This window comes from Sphingomonas sp. P2_B6 (assembly GCF_056404755.1).
Genome location: NZ_JBFUDK010000002.1, coordinates 320,832 through 338,321 on the forward strand (window position 1 = coordinate 320,832; position 17,490 = coordinate 338,321).

16 protein-coding genes are annotated in these 17,490 nt (G+C 66.7%); 8 read left to right on the forward strand and 8 right to left on the reverse strand.

What is annotated here, in order from left to right:
• Nucleotides 1-10: 10 nt before the first annotated feature.
• From AC1DX5_RS04020 to AC1DX5_RS04035, 4 genes are read right to left on the reverse strand one after another with little or no spacing between them, the layout of a single operon-like run.
• The gene (locus AC1DX5_RS04020) at nucleotides 11-1,507 is read right to left on the reverse strand and encodes a Ppx/GppA phosphatase family protein (RefSeq protein ID WP_478014284.1); all 1,497 of its coding nucleotides are present in this window, start codon (nucleotides 1,505-1,507) and stop codon (nucleotides 11-13) included.
• A 5-nt stretch (nucleotides 1,508-1,512) separates the two neighbouring features.
• The gene (locus tag AC1DX5_RS04025; protein ID WP_465173399.1) at nucleotides 1,513-3,690 is read right to left on the reverse strand and encodes an RNA degradosome polyphosphate kinase; all 2,178 of its coding nucleotides are present in this window, start codon (nucleotides 3,688-3,690) and stop codon (nucleotides 1,513-1,515) included.
• Nucleotides 3,687-4,322: an HdaA/DnaA family protein gene (locus AC1DX5_RS04030; RefSeq protein WP_465173400.1), complete on the reverse strand. Its 636-nt coding sequence runs from the start codon at nucleotides 4,320-4,322 to the stop codon at nucleotides 3,687-3,689. The genes AC1DX5_RS04025 and AC1DX5_RS04030 overlap by 4 nt, the downstream gene beginning before the upstream one ends.
• Nucleotides 4,319-5,578: a heavy-metal-associated domain-containing protein gene (locus AC1DX5_RS04035; RefSeq protein ID WP_465173401.1), complete on the reverse strand. Its 1,260-nt coding sequence runs from the start codon at nucleotides 5,576-5,578 to the stop codon at nucleotides 4,319-4,321. The genes AC1DX5_RS04030 and AC1DX5_RS04035 overlap by 4 nt, the downstream gene beginning before the upstream one ends.
• A 333-nt stretch (nucleotides 5,579-5,911) precedes the next feature.
• Between AC1DX5_RS04035 and purM the strand changes: the two genes are divergently transcribed.
• The 4 genes from purM to AC1DX5_RS04055 are packed head-to-tail and all read left to right on the forward strand — an operon-like array spanning nucleotide 5,912 to nucleotide 8,666.
• Nucleotides 5,912-7,006, forward strand: a complete 1,095-nt coding sequence (gene purM / locus AC1DX5_RS04040) for a phosphoribosylformylglycinamidine cyclo-ligase (RefSeq protein ID WP_465173402.1) — start codon at nucleotides 5,912-5,914, stop codon at nucleotides 7,004-7,006.
• 27 nt (nucleotides 7,007-7,033) lie between these two features.
• Nucleotides 7,034-7,609 carry a phosphoribosylglycinamide formyltransferase gene (gene purN / locus AC1DX5_RS04045; protein WP_465176747.1) on the forward strand — a complete coding sequence of 192 codons (576 nt, stop codon included), beginning with the start codon at nucleotides 7,034-7,036 and terminating at the stop codon, nucleotides 7,607-7,609.
• Nucleotides 7,606-7,983 (forward strand): MmcQ/YjbR family DNA-binding protein, encoded by a 378-nt coding sequence (locus tag AC1DX5_RS04050; protein WP_478014285.1) that lies wholly within the window; start codon nucleotides 7,606-7,608, stop codon nucleotides 7,981-7,983. The genes purN and AC1DX5_RS04050 overlap by 4 nt, the downstream gene beginning before the upstream one ends.
• Nucleotides 7,980-8,666, forward strand: coding sequence for a hypothetical protein (locus AC1DX5_RS04055; protein ID WP_465176749.1), 687 nt, complete (start codon nucleotides 7,980-7,982; stop codon nucleotides 8,664-8,666). The genes AC1DX5_RS04050 and AC1DX5_RS04055 overlap by 4 nt, the downstream gene beginning before the upstream one ends.
• An 83-nt stretch (nucleotides 8,667-8,749) precedes the next feature.
• Here the strand turns inward: AC1DX5_RS04055 and AC1DX5_RS04060 are convergent, their stop codons facing one another.
• The 4 genes from AC1DX5_RS04060 to AC1DX5_RS04075 all read right to left on the reverse strand — a co-directional run bounded on the left by AC1DX5_RS04060 (nucleotide 8,750) and on the right by AC1DX5_RS04075 (nucleotide 11,731).
• Entirely contained in the window at nucleotides 8,750-9,268 is a 519-nt protein-coding gene (locus AC1DX5_RS04060) for a GNAT family N-acetyltransferase (protein WP_478014286.1), read from the reverse strand.
• Between the two features lies 1 nt (nucleotide 9,269).
• Nucleotides 9,270-9,692, reverse strand: coding sequence for a nucleoside-diphosphate kinase (gene ndk / locus AC1DX5_RS04065; protein WP_478014287.1), 423 nt, complete (start codon nucleotides 9,690-9,692; stop codon nucleotides 9,270-9,272).
• A gap of 90 nt (nucleotides 9,693-9,782) precedes the next feature.
• Nucleotides 9,783-10,223 (reverse strand): DNA polymerase III subunit chi, encoded by a 441-nt coding sequence (locus tag AC1DX5_RS04070; protein WP_478014288.1) that lies wholly within the window; start codon nucleotides 10,221-10,223, stop codon nucleotides 9,783-9,785.
• Between the two features lie 41 nt (nucleotides 10,224-10,264).
• Entirely contained in the window at nucleotides 10,265-11,731 is a 1,467-nt protein-coding gene (locus tag AC1DX5_RS04075; RefSeq protein ID WP_478014289.1) for a leucyl aminopeptidase, read from the reverse strand.
• A 160-nt stretch (nucleotides 11,732-11,891) separates the two neighbouring features.
• Between AC1DX5_RS04075 and AC1DX5_RS04080 the strand changes: the two genes are divergently transcribed.
• From AC1DX5_RS04080 to rsmA, 4 genes are all read left to right on the forward strand, one after another.
• The gene (locus tag AC1DX5_RS04080; protein ID WP_465173409.1) at nucleotides 11,892-14,129 is read left to right on the forward strand and encodes an LPS-assembly protein LptD; all 2,238 of its coding nucleotides are present in this window, start codon (nucleotides 11,892-11,894) and stop codon (nucleotides 14,127-14,129) included.
• A 132-nt stretch (nucleotides 14,130-14,261) separates the two neighbouring features.
• Nucleotides 14,262-15,626: a peptidylprolyl isomerase gene (locus AC1DX5_RS04085; protein ID WP_465173410.1), complete on the forward strand. Its 1,365-nt coding sequence runs from the start codon at nucleotides 14,262-14,264 to the stop codon at nucleotides 15,624-15,626.
• 12 nt (nucleotides 15,627-15,638) lie between these two features.
• Nucleotides 15,639-16,634 carry a 4-hydroxythreonine-4-phosphate dehydrogenase PdxA gene (gene pdxA, locus AC1DX5_RS04090; protein ID WP_465176753.1) on the forward strand — a complete coding sequence of 332 codons (996 nt, stop codon included), beginning with the start codon at nucleotides 15,639-15,641 and terminating at the stop codon, nucleotides 16,632-16,634.
• Nucleotides 16,631-17,458, forward strand: coding sequence for a 16S rRNA (adenine(1518)-N(6)/adenine(1519)-N(6))-dimethyltransferase RsmA (gene rsmA / locus AC1DX5_RS04095; protein ID WP_465176754.1), 828 nt, complete (start codon nucleotides 16,631-16,633; stop codon nucleotides 17,456-17,458). The genes pdxA and rsmA overlap by 4 nt, the downstream gene beginning before the upstream one ends.
• Nucleotides 17,459-17,490 lie beyond the last annotated feature (32 nt).

A 17,490-nucleotide genomic window follows, 5' to 3' on the forward strand; every position in this document is an offset into this window, starting at 1 on the left:
GGCTGAGACCTCAGGCGGTAACGATCGGTTTCCTGCCGAGCGCGGTGCAGAGCGCCGCGTGGCGTCGTTCCACCGCCTCGCCATACAGCGCGAGGTCGTCCGGGGTGACGTGAAGCGTCACGATCTCGCCATCGTCGGTGAGACGCGAGCGGCGCAGTGGACCAGCAAGGCCCCCGCTGAGTCGCTGGCCCAGCCGCATCGCGAGACCCCAGCTGATCGCGCGTTTCAGGTCGTCGGCCGGCGCGAGCGACTCCAGCGGCACCGGAATGTCGGTGCCGCCGCCAAGGCTGGTGAACAGCGCCTGGGCGACGATGGCGCGACCGCGCGCGTCGATCGCCACCCAATTACCGTGCAACGCGATCTCGACGCCGCGTTCGGCGCGGAATTCAGGATTGGCACGCCAGCCGACATCGGCAAGCAGGCAAGCGGTGAGCCGCAACCTGGCCTGCGCCAGCGTGTCGCGGGCGAAGAGAGGAGCAATCCAGTGGTCGAGCAGATCGCCATGCTCAGCGAAACGGCCGTGGCGCTGCCCCTCGTCGCGTGCGGCGACGATCAGCGGGTCCTGCGCGCGGATCGGGGCATCCAGCGCGCCGTAGAGCAAGCCTTCACGCAGGCCGAAGGCGGAGACGATCGTGGTTTCGGCCTGGAGATGCTTGAGCAACACCGCGAGCAGCGCGGCGGCATCGCCCAGCGTCGCCGCGCGGCCCGAGGAGAGGCCGGGAATAGCGCGCAGCCAGCTTTTCGGGACATGGCTGATCGTGCGGCCCATGCGCGCGACCGCGGGCAATGTCATCGAATATTGGTGGATCACCGGCAGCGGATAATTGTTGAGGTGCATGTCGAGCCGCGCCAGCGCGCGCCATGATCCACCGACGAGATAGAGCGGCAGCCCCCTGCCCCGCCCAAGCCAGCCGGCGGCCTTCAGCGACTTGAACAGCTGCCGTTCGAGCGCCCCCTGCCCCTTCGCCCGCATCGCACCGATGCGCAGAACACCGAAGGGGAAGGACACGCGGTCGCGCACCCTGCCGCCTGACACGCGGACCAGTTCCAGCGACCCCCCGCCGAGATCGCCGACGATGCCGTCGGCATCGGGAATGGCGGACAGCACGCCGTGCCCGGCGGCGGTCGCTTCCTGCTCGCCCGAGAGCAATTCGACCTGCAACCCCAGTTCACGCGCCGTATCGAGCAGTTCCTGGCCGTTGGACGCATCGCGGACAGCGGCCGTCGCGACGGTGCGGAGCCGGGTCACCTCCATTTCGCGCGCGACGGCAGCGAAACGGGCCAGCGCCTCGCTTGCCACCTCGAGCGCGGGTTCGGCGATCGCACCCGTCTCGGCCAGGCCGCGACCGAGGCCGGCCATCACCTTTTCGTTGAACAGGATCGCGGGCAGCCGCTCGGGCCCCTGATACACGACGAGACGAATCGAGTTCGACCCGATGTCGATGATGCCGGTGCGCGGCTCCCCGGCCGTTTCGGCCCGGGGCTTGCGGAAAAGAAGGGTGGCCACGCCCCCTAACGCCTGCGGCTCAACGAAAGTTTCGGGACAGCGTCGCTGGCCGACAGCGCGGCACCGCGCCCGGACAGCGACGGATTGGTCATGAAATAGCGATGCAGGTTGAATGGCCGGTCGCCCGGCTCCGCCCGCACATAGCTGCCGTCCGCCTGGAGCTCCCAGCTCTGCTCGTTGTCGATCAGGTTGGCGACCATGACCTGGTCGAGGATCTGGTCGTGCACCGTCGGATTCTCGATCGGCAGCATATATTCGACGCGGCGGTCGAAATTGCGCGGCATCCAGTCGGCCGAGGAGATGAAGATCTTCGCGCCGTCATTGGGCAACGCCTTGCCGTTGCCGAATGCCCAGATGCGGCTGTGCTCGAGAAAGCGCCCGATCACCGATTTCACCCGGATATTCTCGGACAGGCCCGGCACGCCCGGCCTCAGACAGCAGATGCCGCGAATGATCAGGTCGATCCGCACGCCTGCGGCGCTGGCCTCATAGAGTTTCTCGATCACGGCAGGATCGACCACCGAGTTCATCTTGGCCCAGATCGCGCCGGGCTTGCCGGCCCTGGCGAAGTCGATCTCGGTGTCGATCAACCCCATCAGCCGCGGCCGCATGTCGCGCGGCGAGAGGCTGACCAGCGCCATGTCGTGCGGCTCGACATAACCGGTGACGTAATTGAACATCTGCGCGGCATCGCGCCCGATACGAGGATCGGCCGTGAAGAAGCTGAGATCGGTATAAATTTTCGCCGTAACCGGATGATAATTGCCGGTGCCGAAGTGGCAATAGGTGCGAAACTGCCCCGATTCGCGCCGGACAACCATCGAGACCTTGGCGTGAGTCTTCCACTCCATGAAACCATAGACGACCTGCACGCCCGCACGTTCGAGCGCCGAGGCCCAGAGAAGGTTCTGCTCCTCGTCGAAACGGGCCTTGAGCTCGACAACTGCGGTGACCGACTTGCCGGCCTCGGCCGCCGCGATCAGCGCGTTGATCACCGCGGGCTGCTTGCCGGCGCGGTAGAGCGTCTGCTTGATCGCCACCACGTCCGGGTCGGCCGCTGCCTGGCGCAGGAACGCCAGCACCACGTCGAAGGTCTCGTACGGGTGATGGACGACGATGTCCTTGGCGCGGATCGCCGCGAAGCAATCGCCGTTGAACTCGCGGATCCGCTCCGGGAAACGCGGGCTGTAGGGCGGGAATTTCAGGTCGGGGCGATCCTCGTCGACGATCGATTCCAGGTCGCCGACACCGAGGAACGCGCCGCTCTCGGTGACGAACGCATCCGCGCCGCCCAGCTCGTCGCGCAGGGCCTTGGACAAGCCTTCGGGCATGCCGCTTTCCAGCTCGAGCCGGATCACTCGGCCGCGGCGGCGGCGCTTGATCGCGTTGGCGAAGTAGCGGACGAGATCCTCCGCCTCTTCCTCGATCTCGATATCGCTGTCGCGCAGCACGCGGAATTCGGCTCCGCCCTCGACCCGGTAACCCGGGAAGACCAGCGACGAGAATCGCTTCACCAACGATTCGACCGCGACGTACCGTGCCGTTTCGCCCGGCAGCCGGATGAACCGCGCCATCGGCGCCGGCAGCATGACCAGTTCCCGAATCGGCTCATTGTCCGACAGGCGGACCAGATCGAACATCACCGCCAGACCCTTGTTGGGCATGAACGGGAAAGGATGCGCGGGATCGAGCGCCTGGGGCGTCAGGATGGGGAAGATCTGCTCGCGGAAATGGGTTTCCAGCCAGGTCAGTTCCTCGGGCGTGACCGCCGCATCGATGGTCTTGGAGCCGAGCACGACGATGCCGGTCGCGGCCAGTTCGTGCCGCAGATCGCGCCAGACCGAGCGCTGGCTCTCCACCAGCTCATCGGCCTCGGCCACGATCGCGGCGAGCTGCTGGCGCGAAGACATGCCATCGACCGAAAGCCGGTCGACGTCCTGAAGTTGCTGCCCCTTCAGGCCGGCGACACGGACCATGAAGAACTCGTCGAGGTTCGAGCCCGAGATGGACAGGAAGCGCACGCGCTCCAGCAGCGGATGCGCCGGATTGCACGCTTCTTCCAGCACGCGCCGGTTGAAGGCCAGCCAGGAAAGCTCGCGATTGAAATAGCGTTCGCTGCCCTCGCCGCTGACGAAGGGGTCGTCGTCATCGTCCAGACGCACGATATGGGCGGGCCGTGTCATAGGTTCTCGATCGGTAATTCGGGTGCGCGACCGGCGATCAGCCCCGCTTCACTCAATGTGGCCCGCGCGAGCGGAATCGACAAGCGTTTGTGGCGCGCGAGGACCGCCTGATCGAGGATATCGACGGTGCGCAGGAGGGCGACATGGCTGCGCTCGACCCGATGAATCAGCCATTGGATCAGGTCGGGACGCGCATCCAGGCCGCGCCGGAGGAACTGTCGCTCGAACAGGGCCTGCATCAACGCTTCGTCGGGCGGACCGATTCGCGCGCTCGGGCTCGCGGTGAGGCGCGAGCGAAGATCCGGCAGCTTGATCGTCCATTCCGGCGGCGGCGCGTCGGCGACGATGACCAGCGGATGCCGGGTCTCCTGCGCGCGGTTCCAGGCGTGGAAAATCGCCGCCTCGCTCTGCCGCTCGGCATCGTCGATGATCTCGCCGCCGCTCTTCGCGGCGAAGATTCGCGCAAGCAGGCTTCGCCCCGATTTGCGGGGCCCACTGAGCACCACCGCCATCACCGGCCAGGTGCTCCAGTGTTCGAGCTGCTGCACGGCACGGGCATTCGAGTCGCTGACGAGGAATTCGTCGTCGCGCGGGTCCGGCGGCCAATCAAATGGCAGCGCGATCTGGCTCATCCCTCGGTCGCGTTTTCCGGTGGCGGTGCGGCGGCGCCACCTTGAGACGGGGTGCCGGCACGGCGAATCCGCAATGTCGTGCCGCTGCCCTGTACGGTCCACCCCCGGGCTTCGAGCAACGGCCGCAGCGCCGCCGGATCGCCATCGAAGCTGACCCGAATCACCGACACGCCACCGAGCGCGAGGCTGGTGGTGAGCGCTGACCGCACGCCCGGAATGCCGCGAAGCGCGGCCTCGGTCGCCGAGACGGACGCGGCCCCGGGTGTGTCGACCTGAACGCTGATCGCGGCGCCAGTGGTGACTTGCAGCGCGTCGGTCGCCTCCACCGGCGCCTCTCCGGGGGCTTCGTCCTCGACGACTGCCTCGGGCTCGGGCGGGCGGCTGGAAAGCCCGGAGTCAGTGCGGAGCACACCACTCCGCAGCGCCGCCTGATAGGCCTCGTCGAGCCGTTTCACGCCGGCGTCGAGCAGCACCGGGAGCGCGTCGCCATTGCCGACGCGCAGGGTGAAACGCGCGATGATGTGATTGTCAGGGCCGTGCCGCGCTTCGAACACGCCGATGATCGGGCCGCCAGGCCATTGGCGGGAGAGCCGGACCACGGGCACCAGGATGTCGGATGCGCCATATTGATCGAGGATCGTACGCCACCAGATGCGGCTCGGCCGCCCGGTCTGCCCTGCGTTGAGCAGAAGCGAATCGGGGCCGGAACCGGCGGGGCGGACATAGTCGATCGCGCTGTTGCCGGTGCGGTAGCGGCTCCACGCTTCCTGCCACTGCGTCTTCTGCTCGAAGGCCTGCCCCGCCCCACCCGACCACTCGATCGGAATGGTGAGCATCGGCGCCGAGCGTGCCGTTTGCCCGGCGACGCCGAGCAGCGCGCCAGCGCGCGCGCGGCTGAACAGCACGCCCAGCCGCGCGACGTAGCGATTGGGGCCGATCTGCTCATTCTCGACCACGATGCCCGACACCATCGCGTCGAGCGTGCTGTCGGAGACGAGGCTGCCATCCCCGCCGAGACGCTGCGAGAGCATCTGCCACCCCTTGCGCTGGGCGAGGCGCCATCCGCCGGTGCGCGCCGCTTCCGCGGTCTTGGCGGTCACGTCGACGGTGACGCCGCCAACCTCATAGCTGCCCGATCCATCGCCCGCCGATACGGCGGGGCTGCCATCTTCATCACCCTGTGCCGCGACGATTCCGCCAGTGACGGCGATCAGCAGGGCGACCGGGAGCAGGCGGACAAGGCGACGGGCAGTCATTGCGGGCCCTTTTGGCGAAGCAGGCGTGGAAATCCAAGCAGGATATGGCAAAGGGTCCGCATTCAATATTCGCAACAGCCGCGACGGAGCGGATTTTGGCGTGAGGCTAGGAGCAAGGAGGGAGCGATGGATTTCCATCGTGACCGACGCGCGACGCCGCGTCACGCCAAAAGCCGCCCGCCCCGAAGGGGTCGCCCGGAGAGGCGCGCCGGACTGCGTCGCGCGGCTTGGACGGGCTGCCCGGCCCGCCCTGCGCCACGCTCCTTGCCAGCGCCCCTCTCCGGGCGATCGCGACTGTTGCGAATACTGAATGCGGACCCTAGGGCGGCGACAATGAGCGACACTGAACCCTATACTTATGCCCAGGCGGGCGTCTCCATCGCAGCCGGCAATGCCCTGGTGCGCGCGATCGCGCCCTTGGCGAAATCAACTCGGCGACCCGGCGCGGATGCCGATCTGGGCGGCTTTGGCGGGTTCTTCGACCTGAAGGCGGCCGGCTTCAAGGATCCGCTGCTGGTCGCGGCCAATGACGGGGTCGGCACCAAGCTGAAGCTCGCGATCGACCATGATAGCCATGACGGGGTCGGGATCGACCTGGTCGCGATGTGCGTCAACGACCTGATCGTGCAGGGCGCCGAGCCGCTGTTCTTCCTCGATTATTATGCGACCGCGAAGCTGGACGCAGCGGTGGCCGAGCGCGTCGTCGCCTCGATCGCGGAGGGCTGCAAGCAGGCGGGCTGCGCGCTGATCGGTGGAGAAACCGCCGAAATGCCGGGCATGTATGCCGAGGGCGATTACGACCTGGCGGGCTTCTGCGTCGGCGCGGTCGAGCGCGACCGGGTTCTGACGGGTGCCGCGATCGCGCCGGGCGACATATTGCTCGGCCTCGCTTCGTCGGGCGTGCATTCGAACGGCTTTTCGCTGGTGCGCAGGCTCGCGGCGGACCGTGGCTGGAAGCTCGACCGTCCTGCCCTGTTCGATCAGGACGTGATGCTGATCGACGCGCTGATGGCGCCGACGCGAATCTATGTGAAGTCGCTGCTGCCGCTACTCGCCGGGAAAAGGGTCAAAGGGCTGGCGCATATCACCGGCGGCGGGCTGCTGGAGAATGTGCCGCGGGTGCTGCCCGAGGGCGTGCATGCGCGGATCGATGCGGATGCGTGGCCGCAGCCGCGGCTGATGGGTTTCCTCCAGGGCCAGGGTGCGATCGAACCTGAGGAAATGGCGCGGACCTTCAATTGCGGGATCGGGATGGTGGCGGTGGTGGCTGCCGATCAGGCTGACGGGGTGAAGGCAGCGCTGGAGGCCGCTGGCGAGACGGTATTTGCGATCGGGAAGATCGAAGCTGGCACGCGTGGGTGCACGGTGTTCGGGAGCGATGAGGCGTGGAGTGCACGGGCTGCCTGGTCGGCAACGCATGAGGCTTGATGGGACCCGCCTCCTCCCGCGAGCGGGATGGGAGAAGTGAAGCGGCGCGTCGGCATTCTGATCTCGGGCCGCGGTTCGAACATGATGTCGCTGGCTGAAGCAGCGCGCGATCCCGCCTCTCCCTACGAAATCGCCATCGTCGCCTCCGACAAGCCCGACGCGCCCGGCCTCGCCTGGGCGCGCGACGCTGGCCTCCACACCTTTGCTCAATCGCCCAAGGGCATGCCCAAGGCCGAGTATGAAGCCGCGATCGACACCGCGCTTCGCGCCGCCGGCGTCGAAATCATCGCGCTTGCCGGATATATGCGCCTGCTCTCGGATGATTTCGTCGCGCGCTGGCGCGGGCGGATCGTCAACATCCATCCCTCGCTGCTGCCGAAGTACAAGGGTCTGGACACCCACCAGCGCGCGATCGATGCCGCCGATGCCGTCGCCGGCTGCTCGGTGCATATCGTCACCGAGGAACTCGACGGCGGCGAGGTGCTCGGCCAGGCAGAGATAGTTATCCTGCCCGGCGACACCGCCGACACCCTTTCCGCGCGCGTGCTCGCCGAAGAGCATCGCCTTTACCCGAGGGTTCTGGCAGACTTCGCGGCGCGATGAGTCCAGACCCGGAGCCCGTTCTCGCGAAAATCCGCACCATCTGCATGGCGCTGCCTTGCGCCGCCGAAAAGATTTCGCACGGTGCACCGACCTTCTTCATCGAGAAGGGCAAGGTCTTCGCCTATTTCTCGCACAACCATCATGGCGACGATCGCACGGCGGTACAGGTCAAGACGAGCGGGCTCGAGGAGCAGGCGATGCTCGTCGAGATGGATCCGGACCTCTATTATGTGCCGGCCTATATCGGCCATGCGGGCTGGATCGGGATGCGGCTCGACACCGGCGAGACCGACTGGGACCATGTCGGCGACCGGATCGCGATCAGCTGGGAGCTGGTGGCGCCGCGTAAATTACTGGAGGCTGGTGGACGATGAGCGACGAGACCCCTGTTCCGCCGGTCCCCGAGCCCGTTCCGCCTCCCGCGCCTCCTCCGCCGGACCCGGCACTCCAGAACGCCGCGCAACAGGCGGTCGAGCGGGCGGAGGCGGCGGCGACGCGGCGGCGCTGGGTGACCTTGGCGGAGCTGGTCGGCGTGGCCGGCCTGATCATCGCCGCGCTCAGCCTGTGGATGAGCTGGTCCGACAGGCGCGCCGACGAGCAGGAGAAGCAGGCCGAGAAGGCGAGCGAGAGCAAGGCGCGCACCCTGGTGCTGCTGACCGCGACGCCTGAACATGGCGGTTCGCGGCTCGCGCTCAAGGATGAGGCGCATCCGATCCAGAGTATCGATGTGCGCTTCCCCACCGCGCTCGGCGTAAGCAATCAATCAAGCGTGCTCGAGCCGCACATCCAGGCCGACTGGTTCTCCGGAGCGATCCTGGCGGCGACCGACGGCGGGCCCGACGCGCGCGAAGGCCGACTGCCCGTGCTGATCACCAGCAGCTATTGGGATGCCGACAAACAACGCAGCGACAGTGCCATTTATGACGTGATCTGGGAGACCCACGGCCGAATCGCGCGGAGCCGAGCTTTCAGCCTGAAGGGGATCGTCCTACGGGAGCGAACGTCGCAGCCGGCGCGGCTGGAAGCGCTTTGGGCCCGGGAGAAGCCGAAGCCCTGAAGTAGGCCTCCCAGCGTTCGCGTCGACCGGAGATAAAGCGCGCGGAGGAGAAAGCCGGAGCGTTTACGCGTCCCGCTTCAGGATCAGATGTCGCGTGCCAGAACCAGGTCGTCGTGGAGCGTACTGCCCACCAGGAATTGCCGCTCGCCGATGACCTCGAAGCCCTGGCGCTTGTAGAAGCTCTGGGCACGCGGGTTCTTGCCGTACACGCCAAGCAGGATGCGCTTGCGGCCAAGCCTCGCGGCGTCTTCCACCGCGGCGTCCATCAGGGCCGGGCCGAGGCCCGAACCGTGCATCAGCGAGAGCGTGTAGATTCGCTTGAGTTCGATGTCCGCCACGCCTGGCTCGACCGGCAGGTCGGGCTCGGTCAGCACGGCATAGCCGACCGGCGCACCGCCCATTGCAGCTTCAGCGATGGTCACCGCGCCGAGGGGGTCATCGATCCAGGCAGCGAACCTGTCGGACAGGTTGTTCGTCGCGCAATAGGTGACGATATCCCGGCCATCGATCAGGCCGGCATAGGTTTCGAGAAAGGTGGCGGAAGCGACCAGCGACAGGGCGGCGGCGTCCGCTGCCCCGGCCTGTCGCACCCGCCAGCTCATCTCAGCCGACAATCTCTTCCGGCTTGAAGAAATAGGCGATCTCGATCGCCGCATTCTCGTCCGAGTCCGACCCATGGACCGAGTTCGCCTCGATCGATTCGGCCAGTTCCTTGCGGATCGTGCCGGCATCGGCATTGGCCGGGTTGGTCGCGCCCATGATGTCGCGGTTACGCTGAACGGCATTCTCGCCCTCGAGCACCTGCACGACGACCGGGCCCGAGATCATGAACGACACCAGATCGTTGAAGAAGGGGCGCTCACGGTGAACGCCGTAAAAGCCTTCGGCCTGGTCCTTGGTCATCTGGATGCGCTTGGAGGCGACGACGCGCAGGCCGGCCTCTTCCAGCATCTTGGTGACGGCGCCGGTGATGTTGCGGCGGGTGGCATCGGGCTTGATGATCGAAAAGGTACGGTTCGCGGCCATGACGGTCACGGGCTCCTGTATGTGATGGGGCGGAAAAGTCGCGGCTCCCCTAGGCGGGAGCGGGCCCGGATGCAAGCATCCCGGGCTGGTTCAGGCAGCCTGTTCCCATTTGCCCGAGTCGTTCTGCTTCCAGTAGCGGCGTTCGATTCCGTCGCGGTCGGCAAGTGCTTTCCACGCCTGTCGCGCCTCGACGATTCGATCGCCGTCGAAAAAGTGGAAGACGCGGTCGAAGCCGAGCGCTTCCTCGCGCCAGACGCCGTCCGCCAGCGCGATATTGCGCGACTCGTTGGCGGCCACCGGGGTCGCCGCGATCAGGATCGGCTGGATCGCGTCGCCCGCCCCACCCGCCAGACCATGGGCGAGGAAGCTTTCGGGCGCATAGGTCCAGAGCAATTTGTCGATCGCAAGCCGCTGCACCTCGCTGTCGGCCACGATCAGCAGACGGCCCCCGCTGTCGACCACGCGCTCCGCGATGCGGGGCAGCACGCGGTCGAGCGGCTGGGCGGTCAGATGATAGAAGTCGACCTGCATGTCACTTTCCGTCCGGGGCAACGACCGAGTCCGGGCGGGGGTCAGCCCTCGAAATTGTCGGCGACGAACCGGTCGAGCAGACGCACGCCATAGCCGGTGGCGCCCTTGTCCCAGGTGGCGCCGGGCTTGTCGGCCCAGACCATGCCGGCGATGTCGAGATGCGCCCAGCGCACCCCGGTTTCGACATAGCGCTGAATGAACTGCGCCGCGGTGATCGAGCCGGCACCGCGCGGGCCGACATTCTTCATGTCGGCGATCGGCGAATCGATCAGCTTGTTATAGGCATCCGACAGCGGGAAGCGCCACAGCAGGTCGCCCGAGGCCTTGCCCGCGGCGAGCAACTGGTCGGCAAGCGAATCGTCATTGGCGAAGCAACCGCCATGCTCGTTGCCGAGCGCGATGATCATCGCGCCGGTCAGGGTCGCCAGATCGACGATCGTCTTCGGGTGATGCGTGCGCTGCACCCAGGTGATCGCGTCGCACAGCACCAGCCGCCCTTCCGCATCGGTGTTGAGCACTTCGATCGTCTGGCCCGACATCGATGTCAGCACATCACCCGGGCGGATGGCGTTGCCGTCGGGCATGTTCTCGACCAGCCCGCACACGCCGATGACATTGGCCTTCGCCTTGCGCAGCGCGAGCGCCTTCATCGTGCCGACCACCGCACCGGCGCCGCCCATGTCCCACTTCATGTCTTCCATGCCCGCGCCGGGCTTGAGCGAGATGCCGCCGGTATCGAAGGTCACGCCCTTGCCGACCAGTGCCAGCGCCGGATCGCCGGCCCCGGCCCCGCTCCATTTCAGCGCGAGCAGACGCGCGTCGCGCGCCGAACCCTGGCTGACGCCGAGCAGCGCGCCCATGCCCAGTTCCTTCATCTCGGCTTCGCCGAGCACCGTTACTTCGAGGCCAAGGCCCTCGGTATCAGCGAGCACGCGGGCGACGAAGCTTTCTGGATAGATGACATTGGGCGGCTCGGCGACGAGCGTACGGGTCAGTTCGAGCCCCTCGGTCAGCGCCTTTTGCGGCGCCCAGGCCGCCTCGCTGCCCTCGGGCGTGTTGAGCAGGGCGATCGAGGCGAGAGTCGGTTTCGACTTTTCGGGCAGCCGGGTGCGGTAGAGGTCGAGCCGCCAGGAACGCTGTGCCGCGCCGCCGGCAAAACGCGCCACTGCCTGGGGCGACGCCGCAGCCGACCCGAAATCGACCGCGGCGGCTTCCACGCCGGAGGTCAGCAGCCGCGCGGTGAGCGCCCCGCCGGCGCGCTCATAGTCGCTTTCGCCGCCGGCGCCGGTGCCGAGCAGCAGGACCCTGCGAACGCCGTCGGGCTGCGACACGAATGCCTCGACCACGCTGCCGGCTTCTCCCTCGAATCGGCTCGCGCGGGCAGCACCCTTCACCACCGCGAGCGCATCGGCATCGAGCACGGCGCTCGTCAGCCGATCGAGGCCGTCCTTGTCCACGGGAAGCGCCAGCGCGGCGTTGGAAGGAGCGGCGGAGAAACTGATCTGCATGGAAACCTCGGTTTTCGACGTCGGAGATTGAGTCGGGATGCTCTAGGCCAGCGGAACGGCGCTGGCAAAACACGCCCCCGATTGCAGCGCGGGGCATCGGGTGCGATAGGGCGGCATCATCGCGACCGCATCCGGCGCGCTTGGAGGTGTTTTTTCCAACGTGAAGCGTTCCGATCTTCTCGCGACCTGCGCCCTTCCCTTCGCGCTCTGCATCGGCTCGGCCGCGCATGGGCAGGACCTGCAGATCCCCGCCGTCCCGTTGCCGCCGCCCGCCGAGAGTCAGGCAGCGGAGGACCAGGTACAGTTCAGCGCCGGCGAGCTGGAATATGTCATCGACGACGAGACGGTCATCGCGACCGGCGACGTCCGCATGTATCGCGGCGGAGACCGGCTGCGCGCCGACAAGGTCACGTGGAACCGCAAGACCGGCAAGGTCGTGGCGACCGGCAATATCGTCGTGGTCAATCCGGGCGGCGACACCGCTTATGGCGATTCGATCGAGCTGACCGATTCGCTGAAGGACGGCGTGGTCGACAACATGCTGGTCGTGCTCGAACGTGGCGGCAGGCTCGCGGCGCGGCGCGGCACGCGCGCGCTGGACGAGACGGTGACGCTGGAGGATGCGGCCTATACGCCGTGCACCGTCACCACCTCGACCGGCTGCCCCAAGGAGCCTTCCTGGAAGATCACCGCGGTGCGGGTGACCTACCGGCCGGAGAAGAACCGGATCTATTATCAGGGCGCGCGGATCAATCTGTTTGGCCTGCCGACCGTGCCGCTGCCCAATTTCTCGCATCCCGCGGGGGGAGAGAGCGATACCGGGCTGCTCAGCCCCACCTTCCGCTACAATGCCGTCAACGGCTTCGAATTCGCCCTGCCCTATTTCTTCGCGCTCGGCCCGAATCGGCAGCTTACCGTCACGCCGCGCCTGTTCACCAACGTCCTGCCGATGCTCCAGGCGGATTACAGCGCGCTGGACCAGAAGGGTGCGTTCAAGGTCAGCGCCTATGGCACGATCAGCCGTCGCAGCGACGATCTGCTGACGACTCAGCCGACCAGCACCGAACAGGCGTTCCGCGGCTATCTCGACGGCGTCGCGCGGTATCAGCTCGACCCGAACTGGAGCGTCAGCGGATCGCTCAGGCTGACCACCGACCGTACCTTCCTGCGCCGCTACGACATCTCCAACGACGATCGCCTGCGCACCACGGCGAAGATCGAACGGATCGACCCTGACAGCTATTTCGCGGTGACCGGCTGGTACGTGCAGACGCTGCGCGTCAACGACCGGCAGGGCATGCAGCCGATCGCCCTGCCCGAGATCGACTATCGCCGGCGAATCAACGAGGGCGTGCTTGGCGGCAAGATCGAGCTGCAGCTCAACAGCCTGGCGATCACCCGCAGCGCCGGCCAGGATACGCAGCGCGCCTTTGCCAGCGCGCGCTGGGACCTGCGCAAACTGACCCCCTGGGGCCAGGAAGTGACCTTTACCGCCTATGCCCGCGGCGATGTCTACAATGCCAATGACACGCTGACGACGGCGGTCACCAGCTATCGCGGCGACGAGGGTTTCCAGGCCCGGGCGATCGGCGCGCTGGCGGTGGACGTCAAATATCCGCTGATCGGCTCGTTCCTGGGCGGTACCCAGCGACTGACGCCGCGATTCCAGATCGTGGCCGCGCCCAAGACCGAGAATCTCGGCATCCCCAATGAGGACGCACGGGCGGTGGATCTGGAAGACTCCAACCTGTTCGCGCTCAACCGCTTCGCCGGATATGACCGGTTCGAGGATTCGACGCGCTTCACCTATGGCGTCGACTGGGCAGTCGACCTGCCGGGCTTCTCGCTCGATGCGTCGGTCGGCCAGAGCTATCGGCTGGACAGCCGCCCCGCGATCTTCCCGCAGGGCACTGGCCTCAGCGACCGTACATCCGACATCGTCGGCCGCACCGAGCTGCGCTTTCGCGATTTCGTCTCGATCACGCACCGCTACCGGCTCGACAAGGATAATCTCGCGATCCGCCGCAACGAGGTGGACGCGACCATCGGATCACGCAGCACCTATGTGCTGCTGGGCTATCTCCGGCTCAACCGCAATATCGGGACCACGGCGGAGGATCTGCAGGACCGCGAGGAAGCCCGGCTTGCGGGCCGGCTCCAGTTCGCGCGCTTCTGGTCGGTCTTCGGATCGACGGTGATCGACCTGACCGATCGCAACGAGGATCCACTGTCGCTGTCCGATGGCTTCGATCCGATCCGGCATCGGCTCGGCGTGCAATATGAGGATGATTGCCTCAGGATCGGGCTGACCTGGCGGCGCAATTACGAAGATACCGGCGACGCCCGGAGCGGCAACAGCTTCCTGTTGTCACTGGCGTTCAAGAATCTGGGGCGCTAGACGATACTCCAGGAAACTGAGCTTCTGTAAGATCGACGGCGATCTGGACCGCTAAGCGCGGGTTCAGCAATGGTGAACGATAGCCAGGTCGTGACGGCGCGGGATGGGATTTTGAAAAACGTGATGATTTCGATGAACAAGGCGACCGGTATCGGGCGCAGGATCGGCCTGGCCGGTGCGGGATTACTGGCGATCGTCGCCGCGACCAGCGGGCTGCCGGCGCAAACGACTGACGGCAGCGTGCCGGCGTCGGGGCTCAACATCCCCGAGAACATGGAGATTTTCGGCAAGGTCGATCCGAACGTCCGCAAGGCGACCGCGATCGTCAACGAGACGGTGATCACCGGCACCGATGTCGACCAGCGCGTCAGCCTGATCGTCGCGGCCAACCAGCTGAAGCTGAGCCCGGAGGATCAGGGCCGCCTTCGTCTCCAGGTGCTGCGCAGCCTGATCGACGAGACGCTGCAGATTCAGCAGGCCAAGACCAACGAGATCGAGGTCACCAAGGACGAGATCGACCAGAGCTTCGCGCGCGTGTCGCAGCAGTTCGGCAAATCGGTGCCCGACATGCGGGCCTATCTGCGCAGCGTCGGGTCGTCGGATCGGTCGCTGCGGCGCCAGATCGAGGCCGATCTGGCCTGGAACCGGTATTTGCGCCGGCGGGTCGAGCCCTTCGTCAACGTGGGCGCGGAAGAGGTGCAAGGCACCATCGATCGCATCAACGCAGCGAAGGGTACCAACGAATATCATTTGAAGGAGATTTATCTCTCCGCCGGTCCGGACCGGGCGCAGCAGGTCTTCGACAATATGCGCCAGATGATCCAGGATATCGAAAAGGGCGGAAAACCCTTTGAATATTATACCCAATTCTCGGAAGCTTCGACCCGCAGCACGCAGGGCGATCTCGGCTGGGTAGGCACCGGCCAGCTGACCTATCTGCCGGCGAGCCTGTCGGAAGCAGCGCAGAAGATGGGCGTCGGCGAAGTCGCCGGGCCGATCGAGGTCCCGGGCGGTTTTTCCATCCTGTATCTCGTCGACAAGCGGCAGGTGTTGATGGCCGATCCGCGTGACGCACAGCTGACCCTCAAGCAGCTCACGGTGAAATTCCCCGAGGGCACGACTCAGGCATCGGCTACCAGCCGCGTGTCGGCACTGGAAACCGCGACGCGGGCGATGCGCGGGTGCGGCAACGTGGCGAAGGTCGCGGCCGAGCTGAATGCCGAAGTGGTCGATAACGCCTCGGTCAAGGCGCGCGACTTGCCCGTCCGTCTGCAGGAGATGATCCTGAAGATGCAGGTCGGCGAGGCGACGCCGTGGTTCGGATCGCCCACGGAAGGCGTCCGTACGCTGGTGCTGTGCGGTCGCGATGACCCGCAGGTCGCCGCCGCGCCTCAGGCCGAGCAGGTCCAGACACAGATGGAGCAGGCACGCGTCAACCTGCGCGCGCAGGGCGTGCTGCGCGATCTTCGCCGCGATGCGGTGATCGAATATCGCTAAGGGGCGCTTGCGATGATCGCGCCACTGGCGGTCTCCATGGGCGACCCTGCCGGGATCGGCCCCGAAGTGATCGCCAAGGCCTGGGCCGCGCGCGAAAAGGAACAGCTCGCGCCCTTCTTCGCGGTGGGCGATGCGCGTGCGATCAGCGCGGTGTGGCAAGGACCGGTCAAGCGCATCTTCGATCCGGCCGAAGCGAATGACGTGTTCGCGACCGCGCTGCCGGTGCTGAATGTCGAGGATGGCGGCGAGATCACACCCGGCACGCCGGATGTCGACGGCGCGCGCTGTGCGCTGCATGCGCTGGAGATCGCCGCCGGGCTCGCCCGGTCGGGCACCGCCCGCGCGCTGGTGACGGGACCGGTTTCCAAGGCCCAGCTCTACCAGATCGGCTTCACCCATCCCGGCCAGACCGAATTCGTCGCCGAACGCTGCGGCATTGCCGGCGAGAATGCCGTGATGATGCTGGCGGGTCCGTCCTTGCGCGTCGTGCCGATCACCACGCATGTGCCGCTGGCGAGCGTTTCCGGCTTGCTTTCGGTCGACCTGATCGTGGCCAAGGGCCGTGCGACCGCGCGTGGGCTGTTCCGCAATTTCGGGATTCTCAGGCCACGGCTCGCCTTTGCCGGCTTCAACCCGCATGCCGGCGAGAGCGGCGCGATCGGACGGGAAGAGATCGATTTCATCATCCCGGCGATCGACCTGCTGCGCGACGAGGGCATCGACGCGACCGGGCCGTTCGCCGCCGACACCATGTTCCATGGGCGCGCCCGTGCCACCTATGACGCGGCCCTGTGCTGCTATCACGACCAGGCGCTGGTGCCGTTGAAGACGCTGCATTTCGACGAGGGCGTGAACATCACGCTGGGTCTGCCGATCGTGCGCACCTCGCCCGACCATGGCACTGCCTTCGGCATCGCCGGCAAGGATGTGGCGGAGCCGGGCGCGATGATCGCTGCGATCAGCCTTGCCGCGAGCGCCGCGGAGCGCCGCGCCGCAGCGGGGGCGTGACCCCTCCCCCGTCCCCGTTACCGCCGTTACGCGACGTCATCGCGCGTTACGGGCTCAACGCGAGCAAGGCGCTGGGGCAGAATTTCCTGCTCGACGCGCAGCTGCTGGCCCGGATCGCGCGCATCCCGGGCGACCTGAGCGATGCCGACGTGCTCGAAATCGGCCCCGGACCGGGCGGCCTGACCCGGGCATTGCTCGCGGCGGGCGCCAGGGTAACGGCGATCGAGCGGGACCGGCGCTGTATCCCGGCGCTGGCCGAGCTTGGCGATCACTATCCCGGCAAGCTGCGCGTGATCGAGGGCGATGCGCTGGAGATCGACGCAGCGCCGCTGTTCGGGAACAAGCCGCATATCGCCTCCAACCTGCCCTATAATATCGGCACGGCGTTGCTGGTGCGCTGGCTGTCGGCCGACTGGGCGCCCTGGTGGCAGAGCCTGACCCTGATGTTCCAGAAGGAAGTCGCCGAGCGTATCGTCGCGAAGACCGACGACGACCATTATGGCCGCCTCGCCGTGCTCGCCCAGTGGCGCAGCAGCGCAAGGCTGGCGATGCCGGTGCACCGCTCGGCCTTCACGCCGGCCCCCAAGGTGATGTCGGCTGTGGTGCACATCACGCCCGACGAGGCGCCCGACGGCGTGACCTTCGCCGTGCTGGAGCGGTTGACCGCAGCGGCGTTCGGCCAGCGCCGCAAGATGCTGCGGCAGAGCCTGAAATCAATCCCCGGGGCGCTGGAGGCGCTGGAGACTGTCGGGATCGAGCCGACCCGCCGCGCCGAGACCGTCAGCGTGGCGTCGTTCGTCGCATTGGCGAGGGTACTGAGTTAGCCCGGATTTTCCGCTCGAAACGAACGGTGACG

Coding starts and splice junctions, on each gene's coding strand:
- AC1DX5_RS04075 (WP_478014289.1), bottom strand. CDS start 11,731: ATGCAGATCAGTTTCTCCGCCGCTCCTTCCAACGCCGCGCTGGCGCTT.
- AC1DX5_RS04085 (WP_465173410.1), top strand. CDS start 14,262: ATGAACAAGGCGACCGGTATCGGGCGCAGGATCGGCCTGGCCGGTGCG.
- ndk (WP_478014287.1), bottom strand. CDS start 9,692: ATGGCCGCGAACCGTACCTTTTCGATCATCAAGCCCGATGCCACCCGC.
- pdxA (WP_465176753.1), top strand. CDS start 15,639: ATGATCGCGCCACTGGCGGTCTCCATGGGCGACCCTGCCGGGATCGGC.
- AC1DX5_RS04050 (WP_478014285.1), top strand. CDS start 7,606: ATGAGTCCAGACCCGGAGCCCGTTCTCGCGAAAATCCGCACCATCTGC.
- AC1DX5_RS04035 (WP_465173401.1), bottom strand. CDS start 5,578: ATGACTGCCCGTCGCCTTGTCCGCCTGCTCCCGGTCGCCCTGCTGATC.
- purM (WP_465173402.1), top strand. CDS start 5,912: ATGAGCGACACTGAACCCTATACTTATGCCCAGGCGGGCGTCTCCATC.
- AC1DX5_RS04070 (WP_478014288.1), bottom strand. CDS start 10,223: ATGCAGGTCGACTTCTATCATCTGACCGCCCAGCCGCTCGACCGCGTG.
- AC1DX5_RS04060 (WP_478014286.1), bottom strand. CDS start 9,268: ATGAGCTGGCGGGTGCGACAGGCCGGGGCAGCGGACGCCGCCGCCCTG.
- purN (WP_465176747.1), top strand. CDS start 7,034: ATGGGAGAAGTGAAGCGGCGCGTCGGCATTCTGATCTCGGGCCGCGGT.
- AC1DX5_RS04055 (WP_465176749.1), top strand. CDS start 7,980: ATGAGCGACGAGACCCCTGTTCCGCCGGTCCCCGAGCCCGTTCCGCCT.
- AC1DX5_RS04025 (WP_465173399.1), bottom strand. CDS start 3,690: ATGACACGGCCCGCCCATATCGTGCGTCTGGACGATGACGACGACCCC.
- AC1DX5_RS04030 (WP_465173400.1), bottom strand. CDS start 4,322: ATGAGCCAGATCGCGCTGCCATTTGATTGGCCGCCGGACCCGCGCGAC.